The organism is Paenibacillus sp. FSL W8-0919, assembly GCF_038003785.1.
Classification (GTDB): Bacteria; Bacillota; Bacilli; order Paenibacillales; family Paenibacillaceae; genus Paenibacillus_AQ; species Paenibacillus_AQ lactis.
The window spans coordinates 3,943,918-3,955,522 of the sequence record NZ_JBBOPV010000001.1; the positions used below are offsets into that span (position 1 = coordinate 3,943,918).

Annotated in this window: 11 protein-coding genes and 1 riboswitch; of the genes, 6 read left to right on the plus strand and 5 right to left on the minus strand. The window is 51.4% G+C overall.

All coding sequences use genetic code 11. From position 1 onward, the window contains the following. Positions 1-30 precede the first annotated feature (30 nt). Both NST44_RS17965 and NST44_RS17970 read left to right on the plus strand, forming a co-directional pair. A complete protein-coding gene (locus NST44_RS17965) occupies positions 31-1,047 on the plus strand; it encodes an ABC transporter substrate-binding protein (RefSeq protein WP_213616612.1) in 1,017 nt (338 codons plus the stop codon). Between the two features lie 328 nt (positions 1,048-1,375). Then, the gene (locus tag NST44_RS17970; RefSeq protein WP_340900305.1) at positions 1,376-1,825 is read left to right on the plus strand and encodes a macro domain-containing protein; all 450 of its coding nucleotides are present in this window, start codon (positions 1,376-1,378) and stop codon (positions 1,823-1,825) included. Between the two features lie 92 nt (positions 1,826-1,917). Here the strand turns inward: NST44_RS17970 and NST44_RS17975 are convergent, their stop codons facing one another. The 5 genes from NST44_RS17975 to NST44_RS17995 all read right to left on the minus strand — a co-directional run bounded on the left by NST44_RS17975 (position 1,918) and on the right by NST44_RS17995 (position 7,454). Continuing rightward, on the minus strand, positions 1,918-3,045 hold the full coding sequence (locus tag NST44_RS17975; protein ID WP_007128433.1) for a hypothetical protein: 1,128 nt from the start codon (positions 3,043-3,045) through the stop codon (positions 1,918-1,920). A gap of 257 nt (positions 3,046-3,302) precedes the next feature. Next, a complete protein-coding gene (locus NST44_RS17980; protein ID WP_007128432.1) occupies positions 3,303-3,854 on the minus strand; it encodes an AAA family ATPase in 552 nt (183 codons plus the stop codon). Between the two features lie 398 nt (positions 3,855-4,252). After that, a complete protein-coding gene (locus NST44_RS17985) occupies positions 4,253-5,446 on the minus strand; it encodes a CobW family GTP-binding protein (RefSeq protein WP_007128431.1) in 1,194 nt (397 codons plus the stop codon). 15 nt (positions 5,447-5,461) lie between these two features. Next, positions 5,462-6,412 carry a TIGR03943 family putative permease subunit gene (locus NST44_RS17990; RefSeq protein ID WP_007128430.1) on the minus strand — a complete coding sequence of 317 codons (951 nt, stop codon included), beginning with the start codon at positions 6,410-6,412 and terminating at the stop codon, positions 5,462-5,464. A 31-nt stretch (positions 6,413-6,443) separates the two neighbouring features. Next, a complete protein-coding gene (locus tag NST44_RS17995; protein WP_007128429.1) occupies positions 6,444-7,454 on the minus strand; it encodes a permease in 1,011 nt (336 codons plus the stop codon). 149 nt (positions 7,455-7,603) lie between these two features. Next, positions 7,604-7,683, plus strand: a riboswitch (ZMP/ZTP riboswitch). A gap of 71 nt (positions 7,684-7,754) precedes the next feature. Between NST44_RS17995 and NST44_RS18000 the strand changes: the two genes are divergently transcribed. The 4 genes from NST44_RS18000 (at position 7,755) to NST44_RS18015 (ending at position 11,556) form a co-directional block, all read left to right on the plus strand. Further along, positions 7,755-8,603, plus strand: a complete 849-nt coding sequence (locus tag NST44_RS18000) for a bifunctional 5,10-methylenetetrahydrofolate dehydrogenase/5,10-methenyltetrahydrofolate cyclohydrolase (protein WP_007128428.1) — start codon at positions 7,755-7,757, stop codon at positions 8,601-8,603. A 272-nt stretch (positions 8,604-8,875) separates the two neighbouring features. Then, positions 8,876-9,676: a Cof-type HAD-IIB family hydrolase gene (locus NST44_RS18005; RefSeq protein ID WP_213616608.1), complete on the plus strand. Its 801-nt coding sequence runs from the start codon at positions 8,876-8,878 to the stop codon at positions 9,674-9,676. A 302-nt stretch (positions 9,677-9,978) separates the two neighbouring features. Continuing rightward, entirely contained in the window at positions 9,979-10,413 is a 435-nt protein-coding gene (locus NST44_RS18010; RefSeq protein ID WP_007128426.1) for a MarR family winged helix-turn-helix transcriptional regulator, read from the plus strand. 105 nt (positions 10,414-10,518) lie between these two features. Next, complete coding sequence (locus NST44_RS18015) at positions 10,519-11,556, plus strand: NADH:flavin oxidoreductase/NADH oxidase (RefSeq protein ID WP_340900310.1); 1,038 nt, start codon at positions 10,519-10,521, stop codon at positions 11,554-11,556. Positions 11,557-11,605: the final 49 nt, after the last annotated feature.

Consider the following 11,605-nt stretch of genomic DNA (forward strand, 5'->3'; position numbering starts at 1 on the left):
TTTCATTCAAAGAACAAGGGGAGATTGAAGATGGGAAAAAAGCTATCGGTATTTGCGCTCGTGCTCATGCTCGCAGCGAGTCTGCTGTCCGCCTGCGGCAATGCAGGCAATGGAGCATCCGGCGGTGACAGTCCAAGCGAAGGGGGCTCGGGCAGCGGAGGTTCAGCCGCAGAAGGAGAAATCTACATTCCGATCATTTCCAAAGGGTTCCAGCACCAGTTCTGGCAAGCCGTAAAGTCAGGGGCTGAGCAAGCCGGCCAAGAGCTTGGCGTGCGCATTACCTTCGAAGGGCCGGAGACGGAATCCCAAGTGGATAAGCAGATTGAGATGCTGCAGGCTGCGCTGGACAAAAAGCCAAGCGCGATCGGATTCGCCGCGCTGGACAGCCAGGCTTCGATCCCACTGCTGAAGAAAGCCCAGGAGAACAACATTCCGGTCATCGCATTTGACTCCGGGGTGGAAAGCGATATTCCGGTGACAACGGCGTCGACCGATAATATGGCAGCATCGGCACTGGCAGCCGATAAAATGGCGGAGCTGATCGGTGGCGAAGGCAAAATCGCCATGGTTGTTCATGATCAGACGAGTGTCACGGGCGTCAGCCGCCGCGACGGCTTCAAGAAGCAGATTGAGGAGAAGTATCCGAATATCCAGATCGTCGATATCCAGTACGGCGGCGGGGACCATCTGAAATCGACGGACCTGGCCAAGGCGATGATGCAGGCGCATCCGGATCTGAAAGGCATATTCGGTGCGAATGAAGGCTCGGCCGTCGGCGTCATTAACGCCGTGACCGAAATGAAGAAGGATGGCCAGATTGTCGTGATCGGCTTTGATTCGGGCAAAGCCCAGATCGATGCGATCAAGAATGGTACGATGGCTGGAGCCATTACGCAAAATCCGGTTGGCATCGGCTATGAAACCGTGAAAGCCGCCGTGGCTGCCATCAAAGGCGAGAAGCTGGAGCCGCAGATTGACACAGGCTTCTACTGGTACGACAAGAACAACATCGACAGCGAGGAGATCAAGGCGGTAATTTACGAATAGGCACCGTAAGCAAACCAGGGTGTCAATCATACAAAAGGGGAGCCCTAGAGGCTCCCCTTGTTCGTGCAGCATCCGCTTTACGCGAATGCCACCTCCGTATTCTGAATCAATTCGTTCAGCCTCCTTTCCGGTGAATTCCGTCCGGCCGGACATCTATATTAAACCATAGCCCTGGAGCAGGTTGTAGTGAATAAATAGGCTTAATTGTTTTTTACCAGCGACCCTAGTCTTGGGGCCCTTTACCAACTTCCGGAAGAGGGATACAATAAGGTACTAATGCTTGGGGAATACAAGCATGAATGAATGCATGAAGCATGGAGGAGTCGGGATGATTAAAATGGTTGAAGGGAGCTTGCTTGAAGCTGCTGAGGATATCCTTGGGCACCAAGTAAATTGTCAAGGGGTTATGGGGTCCGGAATCGCTAAGCTGCTGCGAAACAAGTATCCGAGCTTATTTCCTGCTTATAAAGAATTTTGCCAAAACCACGATCCACATGATGTATTAGGCAAGTGCCTGATCGTCAAAACCGATAACAAATCCGTTGCCAATCTGTTTGGTCAGCTCAATTATGGAAGACAAAAAGTGAGGTACACGGATTATGAAGCTCTGAAGGAGTCCCTAGCCGCACTTAAGACGGAAGCACAAAAAGACGGTCTTAGCGTAGCTTTACCGTTCAACATTGGCTGCGGCCTGGCAAATGGGGATTGGAGCGTTGTATATGGAATCATTGAGGATGTTTTTCATGATTACGAGGTAACTTTGTACAAGTTAGAATGAATGATTTGTTCGCTAGGGCCAGCCGGAACGTCAGAAGTTTTTTAAGAATGGACGAAAAAAAGGGCAGTCCGTTGCTGCCCTAGAGATCGAGTTTAATAATCCGACCAAGAATCAAGTATACCATTATAGAAGTGCAAGTAAGTGTCGCCATAAATCCATTGATCCATAGTTAAATAGCTGCCCGTGTACGAACTATGATCATCGGGGGCCCCCCAGGATAGCAGCACCTGTTCCTGATTCATGCCTATAGCTATCTTTTGCTGAACGATCCGATTCCAGGTAGCAGAGTCCCACTTAGGGAATACGCTCTTGGGATTAACGGTGTAGAAACCTTGTTGTATTACCGTGCTGGGGTCATCATAAAAGGGAAGCTTAAAAGTAACATTAGCGCCGTTTGATCTCTTTGCAGTTACAATGAGCTTATTTCCCTTCATCTTCACAGATTTAAAGTAGACCTTTTCAATATTTAAAAGAGGATTGGATGAAGGTAATAGGTTTTTATTTGCCCAGTAATACTTGCCGGAATAAAAGCCGTTAACATTTTCATAATAAAAATAGGTACAGAATGTATCAGGTGTAGAACCACTTACCAGCTCTTCAACGACTACTCCATTATTCAGCAATATTTTAAAACTCGTTGTTTGTTTGCTGATTACTGCCATCTCAATGACCCGCCCAACCTTTTCTCCTTCATAGATGTATACCTTTTTCCCCATATAGGTCTTAAGATAGTCATCGGATACCCTTTTGATCTGGGACATTAATTTCTCTGATTTGGCTTTACCTTCTTTGTTGCTCCACAGAAAAATAGTATGAGATTCGTAAAACTCCTTACCGGACAGACCTGATATCTTATAAAAGTAGTCTAATTTTATATAAGTGGTCCCGTCTAATAAAACGGAATTACTTTCATTAATTTTGTATGTACCCTTATTTGACTTTACTGTGATTGGTTTAGAGTAGTCGATTGAAATGTTTTTAAGTTTGGATAATAATTTCACAGGAACATACGTACCCGGATTTTTTATTTTATCGATGGAATAGGCTTTTTCACGCGTTATAAGAATTTCGCCGTCTAAGAAAATGGCCTTTTCTTCTGATAAATAAGCATTGCCAGGTACAACGTTTGACGTTGCGTTTGATTCAGGTGATAAGAATATGGAAAAGAATGAGGTAAACAAAAAAATGATAAGCACTTTTGCTTTTAGTAGTTTTTTCATACGGCCTCCAAGATTATAGTCATTATGGTCTATGAGTAAAGTACCATAAATGGTTAACGGTTAGTAGGAAATAAAAGTAAAGTGAGTACCGCTTGTCCATTCTTTCCCGGTCTTTAGCCAGAATCGAGCGTACATCAACCAATACGTATATACCAAAGGATGATAGATCAATGGAATGCGTCATATTCGTTGGGACGAAGAACTGCCGAGGAACTGATTCAACGCGATTCGCTCGGAGTTTCACACGCGCATACAGCTTATAGCCGTTCAAGCTTTCCCTCGCTCCAAACCCGCTCCCAGATGGCATCTACCGTCTGTTCAATGGTCAAATCCGACGTATCGAGCCATAAACCGATTTTTGGCGTTTCCTCACGCAGCCGCCGGTCCAGCTCTTCGGCTTCCCAAATGCCGTATCCTTTCTTATTCCGCTGCGCTTCCCTCTGAAGGAGGACTTCGGGGTTAGGCGTCAAAACGACGATATATACCGGGACGCCCTTTAAGTGGTTGCCCATAGTCTGCAAGTGAGCCCCGATGATGATATCCTGAAGCACGACCTGGAACCCGGCAGCGACATAGGCGGCCGCGGCGGAAGCGGAAAGACGATACCGCAGCTCAAGCTGGGCTAACGCTTCCTCTGAGGCGACAGGTAGCAGTTCTTCCCTTCCTTTGACAATCATCCTTCGAAAGGTATCTCCCCGTAAATGAACGGCACGATCAAATTTTTCCGCCAATAGCTGGGCGATGGTGGATTTGCCGGAAGCCATGGCCCCTGTCACTATGATGACGCCAGGATTTTGTATATCAGACATTCGTAAAACCTCCTTATTGATGCATTGGATTCGCATTCGATAAATCAATTCTAATTTTTGGTCATTTTGGTCCGCCAAAGAAAAGGTTGTTTGTGCCCTCGCGTGTCGACTTGATGCATTTCTGTCTTCAACGATAGCATAGAAACCGCATCGGAGGAGGGGAGAGCATCGTTCAAAACATTTTTTACCGACGATTATTAATAGATAAAAGGGAGCTAAATCTTCACAACTAAACTAGTCGTTATTACGATAAACAAGTGCTTGAAATATGAATATGGATTGAGATTGTGAAGCAGGGTATATGGCGTTTCATGTTCCGGCATAACTGCATATTAAACACGGGTACTGGGGGAATCACCCAGTACCCGTGTTTTGTTCAAGTGACTCTAGAGCATGCTTTACCGGGTGATGCTCCGCATCCTTCTGTCCCATTCCTCGATGATGCGGGACTTGTCGAGCCCGCTTCCGATTAGCGTGAGATACCCCCGCTGCAGCGGCAGGGAGCTGGATTTGTGCTCCAGCCTGCCCGCCGCCCACTGCACCAGCATAGAGCCTGAATCCAGGCGGACATAGCCTTTGGCCCGAAGGAGACCCGTTACGCCCTGGAAGAAGGCCTCTAGCTCCTGTTTTCCGGCGGTTAACGAGTCCGGCGACAAAAACGAGTCCGGAAAGGACAAGGTTAACGAATCCAGGCCGGCGTACGAGGTCGGCTCGTTGGGATCCCGATGAGTATGGATAGGGTGTCTGATGCTGCCGTCTTCATGTTGATGCCAGTGTCTTCCTTGGAGCCGATCCTGTGGAGCCGATGGCTCCGGCGCTAATCCAGCCGCATTTTCCGCCAAGCCGGGCGGAACTGCATGCGTACTGTTTGGAGCCGCAGTAGTTCCAGGCTCAGCGGTTTCCATATGGACAGGGGAGAAGCTTGTTCCGGCGGCGCTGCCGGACGCCATCCCGCCTTGGTTTCGAGGGGGGAGCGAGATGACTCCGAAAACTTCGGCTTCGTTAATGTGGGCATAGTCTGTCAGACGTAGCTTGGCGGTGCCGTTGATGTTCCGAACCGCCGCCGTCACTTTTCTCAGCATCTTGGCATCGCAATCGCCTGCCTTGTTCAGCAGAATGGTATCGGCGAAAGCGATCTGCCCCCGGAGCGTACGCACCAGACTGCGATCCGACGCGAAGAAGCTGTTGTATTCGAGCATTTTGCCGGCATCGACGACGGCCACCTTGCGCGCTATAGATATGCGTTCAGCCAATGATGGTTCGGCCAAATCTTCAAGAATTAGCTGCGGGTTCGCTACGCCGGTTGTTTCGATCAGGATGAGATCGGGACGCCGCTTGAGCTGCACATCCATCGCCAGTTCGAGCTCGCCGCGCTTCGTGCAGCAGATGCAGCCATCGAGCAGCTTCTCCACCGGAACGTCGGGCATGTCACCGGAAATAACCGCTCCGTCTACGTCCATTTCGCCCATTTCATTCATGATAACGGCCGTGTTCCACCGCTGAGTCTTTGCGTAGGCGAGCAGTCTGAGGAGCAGGGTTGTTTTGCCGCTGCCAAGAAAGCCGCTGATGATGATGACAGGTGTCTTGTTCATCTTCTTCACCTCCGGTTAGGGTTGAGCTGCCGGATACAGCTCATCAAACGCAGCTACAGAGTCAGGATTGGTAAAAATATACGGCGAAGCCGGCTCTTCAATCGCCTCGATCGATTCGGCTTGAATCAGCAGGCGCTCCTCGCCTTCGATTTTCACGGTCTGGACCGTGCCTTCAATCGATACCCAGGTATCATTCTCGAAACGGGATGCTTGCTCTCCGCTCACGAGAATGCCGAACGGAACGGCATCGGCCGTGCAGCACATCAGCAAGAACCGGCTGACGGCAAACATGTTCTTATCCATGCTGTCATCCCTGAACACAAAGCCTTGGACCGAGATGGGCTTGCCGGCAAAGACAGGCTTATACATCTCGATCGCGCCGACGGTCTCGGAAAATATTTCGGGCCTTACCGTGACGGAGGGCATGGCGTACAGCCGCTTGGCCAGCTCCGCAAACTCCACGCTATACTTATCCCTCGGTGCGAACGGATCGACCGGGCTGCTTTCATTTCCGGTTGGGTTCGGTGCGCGGGCGCTGCCAGCGGCATCGGAATCTCCGGGTACATTCTCAGAACCGGTCCGCACATCCGGATTCGGATAGGTGTACACCATGCCCTTCTTGGCTGCCATGCTGCTCGCGAGAGGCTGATCGGGCACCAGCAATCCGAAGAGCAGGGGTAAGGCGAACAATCCGTAGACCGTTAAATTTCGGACAACGCCTCGGGGATGAGGGTGCTCGCAATCGCATACGTCGCCGGCGTCGCCCATTACGGCATGATATACCATGCCGAAGGCAATGAACAAAAGCGGTACCGGACAGAGCAGCAGAAGCGTCTGCATCTGCGGAGCCAGGTAGTATTCAAGGAGATTCGATTCATTTAAGTGCATGACATAAATAGCAAGAGCAGCCAGCAGCAGCGCACGAACAACATAATGAAACCGCGCACCTGCCGATGAATGGTTCATGGAAAGAGCTCACCTCCTTCTTGTTCACGGATTATCCGCCAAGCAGTATGTTCGCGATCAGGGAACCGACAAACACGAGCGTGACGATGACGACACTTAGCGCAATGACGAATCTCGTCTTAAATGCGGCGGATAGCATGAGCAGCGTTTTGAAATCGAGCATCGGGCCAAGCACGAGAAAGGACACGAGAGGGCCCACGGTAAAGGTATGCGTAAAAGCCGAAGCGACGAATGCATCCGACGTTGAGCAGAGCGAAAGGACAAACGCCAGACCCATCATGAACAGATAGGAGGACATCGGACCGCTCGCAAGAGAGAGCAGCTCCTCCCGCGGAATAAATGCTTGAATGCAGGCCGTGACAAACGCACCGAGCACTAAATATTTGCCCATATCCACCATTTCGTCACCAGCATGAACAAAAAGGCTGCGCCAAGTTTTGCTGTGTGCGTGGGATGGCCGGCTTCCGGCGGCTTCGACCTCGGCGGTGAAATCATGGAAGGAGCGCTTTAGCGGGTTATTCTTCACGAAAGCAAATACGAGCAAGCCGATCGTAACGGCAATCATGAAGGCCAGTCCCATTCGTCCGATCGTGATCTCGGGATGCGAACGGAATGCCATCATCGTTGCGGCAAGCACCACCGGATTCAGAATCGGGCCGCTGAGAAGAAAGGTGATCCCGACATAAGCCGGCATGCCTTTTAACATGAGCCGGCGCACAACAGGGATCATGCCGCACTCGCAGACGGGAAGGATCATCCCGAGCAGGGATGCGAACAGGACGCCGGGAACTGGATGCTTCGGCGTTAGGCGGCGAACCCATTCTTCCTTGACAAAGATTTGCAGCAGCGAAGAAATCAGCACCCCGAGCAGCACGAACGGCAGGGCCTCAAGGAAAATGCCGATGAATACAGTTTTAAGCTGCTGCACTTCGGTGCTGCCAAGCAGGGCGAGCCCGCTCCGGGGCATCGTCATGAGAGCCGGGAACAGAAAGAGCAGCGGCAGGAAGAACGGCAGCCATTTGAAAAAAGCCGGAATTTTCATGAAGGCCTCCTGACGAAAAAAATCATCTACGAGGACATTCTATGCTTGGACGAAAGACAACTTTCCAATTTAATCAAAAGAATTACGAATAACTCTTTCCACCGAAGCTATGGCGTATTCCCGCAAGCTCATGGTATAGTAGTAGTACGTAGACTATGCGTTACTGGCGTAGCTTGGGGTACCAAGAGGGAGCGCATAGTTTCATATGCCGTACGCCTGGGCAAGAGGTAAGGAGACGATCATGTCGCCTTGCCTCTTTATGTTTTTATTGACTAACAATGGCGAAGGAGCGGGTTGAACATGAGTACAGAAACGTTGATTTTGGATGGGAAAGCGGTATCGGATGATCTAAAGGTTAAGTTGGCCGTCAAGGTCGAGCAGCTTAAAGCCAAGGGAGTCACTCCTTGCTTGGCTACGATCCTCGTCGGGGATGATCCGGCTTCGGCAACCTATGTGCGAATGAAGGGGAATGCATGCCAGCGCCTGGGGATCGAATCCCGGAAAATCGAGCTGAAGGCGTCGACGACCACCGAGGAGCTCATCGCGGCCATTCGGCAGCTGAATGAGGACTCGGCAGTGCATGGCATTCTGCTCCAGCATCCGGTTCCGCATCATATTGATGAAAGAGCGGCATTCGATGCGATCGCGATCGAAAAGGATGTGGACGGCGTGACCACGCTCGGCTTCTCGCAAAATGCGTTCGGTTTCGCGGACTATCCGTCCTGCACCCCGGCAGCGATTATCGCGATCATGGATTATTACAAGCTTCCGATCGAAGGCAAGCATGCCGTGGTTATCGGCCGCAGCCCGATTCTCGGCAAGCCGGTCTCGATGATGCTGCTAAACCGCAACGCTACGGTGACGATCTGCCACTCCAAAACGAACAATCTAGGCGACATCGTCGCGCAAGGGGATATTGTCGTTGCTGCGGTCGGCAAGCCAAAGTTCATTCAAGGCGAGTGGATCAAGCCGGGGGCGGTAGTGCTTGACGCCGGCTACAACAAAGGCAATGTCGGAGATGTCGATTATGAGGCGTGTGCGGAGCGCGCGTCGGCCATCACGCCGGTTCCGGCAGGCGTCGGGCCGGTAACGATTGCCACGCTGCTGAAGCATACGGTTGAGGCGGCCGAAAGAACACTGAAGTCCTAATCGTGGATAATGCAATGCAAATGAACCGGGTCCTTTTGAAGGCTCGGTTTTCTTTTGAATAGGATGCCGAGAGAAGACTTCCCGTTCCGGCTATATGCGGAGAGCCCTTGTGCGGATTGTCTTTCACCAAGGTTGGGTCACCTAGGATAAGTTAAAAAGCATGATGGATTCGTGTTGTTGGAAGATCATGAGGTATAAATTGTTGCTTGCTCTGAAATGCTTTTCATCATTTACAATACACCCATCAGCTATGAAAAGAGGGGCGAGGGCTATTGAATAAAAAATTAATTTTCTTTGACATCGACGGAACGCTGCTCGATCACGACAAGCGGATCCCGGAGTCGACGCTGGAGTCCATTGAACAATTAAAAGACAACGGGCATGAAGTCGCGATTGCGACCGGTCGCGCTCCCTATCATTTCGAGGAAATCCGCGAGCAGCTCGGCATCGATTCCTATGTGTCCTTGAACGGGCAATATGTCGTTCACCAGGGCAAGCCGATCTACGGGAACCCGATGCCTCCCGAGCAGCTGCAGCAGCTGACCGAGCTGGCGGTGCGGATGGACCATCCGATCATCTATGCAGGAAGCGATGCAATGAAAATGAACGTGACTCACCACGAGCACATCGATTCCAGCTGGGGCGAGCTGAAGCTGACGATCCCGGAATATGATCCGGAGTACTATCTTGGACGGGATATTTTCCAGGCCATTGTGTTTTGCACCGAGGAGGAAGAGGAGGCATATCGGTCCAGCTTTGGAGGAAGGCTTGATCTGGTCCGCTGGGGTCCGTACGGCACCGATGTGCTTCCGGTCGGCGGTTCCAAAGCCGAAGGCATCCGGCAGTTTATCCAAGCGCTGGGCATGGACGTAGCCGATACCATCGCCTTTGGCGATTATCTGAATGATCTGGAAATGCTGTCGTATGTCGGCCATGGCGTAGCCATGGGGAACGCGCCCGACGTCGTCAAGCGCGCAGCCCGGCACGTTACCAAGGATGTAGGCGAGGACGGCATCCGGCACGGGCTTCAAATGCTGGGCCTGCTGGATCCAAAACCGCAGGTGATGGCATAAGCAAGCTTTTATAAGCGCGTGCCTCTCCCGACCGGCTCGCAGTATGATATTGCCTGCTGCATGCACGACGTGCTTAGACGGTGCTTGGCGTCGCATCATTTCTTATCGTTCCGATCAACACACGAAAGGCTCGTTCCTTAAATGATAAGGAGCGGGCCTTTTTGCGAGATATCATGCGATGCAACAGGAAAAGCCGTTTGACGGCTGAAATGTGAGCTTGATATGATAAGTTAACAACAGCTGCCTTTCGGGTGGGAGAGACCTGCCATCTGAGGGCCATTAACCTAGAGCAGGTGGGAACGATGTCAACCAATCACAAACAAGATCTCATTACAAGCTGGCTGTCCTTGACGCAAACACAGGCGATGATCACAAATGAACTGGAACAGACGCTTCAGCAGCAGCACGACTTGTCGCTGAACGAGTTTTACGTGCTGTTATTCTTGTTCGAGGCTCCTGAGAAAAAGCTGCGGCTGCAGCAATTGCAAGCGATGGTCGGCCTCAGTCAAAGCGCGATCTCGAGGCTGGTCAGCCGCTTTGAAGCCAAGGGCTGCGGTGCAATGCAGCGGGCGATCTGCGAGAATGACCGCAGGGGGATATATACGTCGCTCACCTCCATTGGTGAAGACAAACTTCAACGGGCAAGAGCTACCGTGCTGAATGTGCTGGAGCAGCAATTCTCTTCTCCGAAATTCCGCCAAGGCGTCCAGAATATGATGGAGATTATGAAGTCCTGATTGTATCGAAATATTGACGAATGCTCCTTCGTCTGTTATTTTAAATGCATGCGCATGCATTTAATTTAGAGGATTACATGACATCAGGAGAGTGAAGGAAACCATATGGAACATTTATTCAGCCCCTTTACGTTGAAAGCTTTGAAACTGAAAAACCGGATCGTGATGCCGCCGATGTGTCAATATTCCGTTACGAACAAGGACGGTATCGCAACGGATTGGCATTATCTGCATTATGTGAGCCGCGCGGTCGGCGGAACCGGGCTCGTCATTGTTGAGATGACGGACGTAGAGCCTGACGGACGAATCTCGGACTACGACCTTGGTTTATGGTCCGATGAACAAATTGCGCCGCTTGCGCGCATCGTTGACGGAATCCACCAGCATGGCGCGAAGGCTGCGATCCAAATTGCCCATGCCGGCCGGAAGGCGGAGGACGCGCAGACGCCTGTCGCGCCGTCGGCCATTCCTTTTGACAATAATTCCAAAACGCCGAGAGCCCTGACGACCGAAGAAGTACAAGAGATGGTGGAGAAGTTCCGGTTGGCCGTACGCCGTGCCGTGCAAGCCGGCTTTGATGCCATCGAGCTGCATGGAGCTCACGGATACTTAATTCACCAGTTCCATTCACCATTAACGAATACAAGAACCGATGCATATGGCCAGGATTTAACGAGATTCGGCGTCGAGGTGATTCAAGCGGCCAAGAGCGAAATGCCTGACGATATGCCGCTGATCATGCGTATCTCTGCAAGGGAATACGTGGATGGCGGCTACGGTATCGAGGAAAGCATTGCGTTCTCCAAGGCATATCATGCTGCAGGGGTGGATATGTTCCATATCAGCGCTGGCGGCGAAGGCCCAATCGCTGCAGAGGGAAGACCGGGTACCCATGCGGCATACCAGGTTCCGCTGGCTCGACAAATCAAAGAAGCCCTGGGCGTACCGGTGATTGCTGTCGGCCGGCTGGATGAGCCGACTCTGGCGAATGCAGTCATCGGCAATGAAGAGGCGGATCTTGTTGCCGTTGGCAGAGGGATGCTGCGCAACCCGTATTGGACGTTGGAAGCGGCAGCCGTTCTCAAGAAGGATACATCCATTCCAAGACAATACCTCAACGGATTTCCTAAACAGGCGCAATAATCATGAAGAATGCATGGAACGGTTTGCCTGCGTTAACTAGCGGGAAGTA

Excerpts from the sequence above, each read along its gene's own strand:
- NST44_RS17965 (WP_213616612.1), top strand. The coding sequence starts at position 31 with ATGGGAAAAAAGCTATCGGTATTTGCGCTCGTGCTCATGCTCGCAGCG.
- NST44_RS17970 (WP_340900305.1), top strand. The coding sequence starts at position 1,376 with ATGATTAAAATGGTTGAAGGGAGCTTGCTTGAAGCTGCTGAGGATATC.
- NST44_RS17975 (WP_007128433.1), bottom strand. The coding sequence starts at position 3,045 with ATGAAAAAACTACTAAAAGCAAAAGTGCTTATCATTTTTTTGTTTACC.
- NST44_RS17980 (WP_007128432.1), bottom strand. The coding sequence starts at position 3,854 with ATGTCTGATATACAAAATCCTGGCGTCATCATAGTGACAGGGGCCATG.
- NST44_RS17985 (WP_007128431.1), bottom strand. The coding sequence starts at position 5,446 with ATGAACAAGACACCTGTCATCATCATCAGCGGCTTTCTTGGCAGCGGC.
- NST44_RS17990 (WP_007128430.1), bottom strand. The coding sequence starts at position 6,412 with ATGAACCATTCATCGGCAGGTGCGCGGTTTCATTATGTTGTTCGTGCG.
- NST44_RS17995 (WP_007128429.1), bottom strand. The coding sequence starts at position 7,454 with ATGAAAATTCCGGCTTTTTTCAAATGGCTGCCGTTCTTCCTGCCGCTG.
- NST44_RS18000 (WP_007128428.1), top strand. The coding sequence starts at position 7,755 with ATGAGTACAGAAACGTTGATTTTGGATGGGAAAGCGGTATCGGATGAT.
- NST44_RS18010 (WP_007128426.1), top strand. The coding sequence starts at position 9,979 with ATGTCAACCAATCACAAACAAGATCTCATTACAAGCTGGCTGTCCTTG.
- NST44_RS18015 (WP_340900310.1), top strand. The coding sequence starts at position 10,519 with ATGGAACATTTATTCAGCCCCTTTACGTTGAAAGCTTTGAAACTGAAA.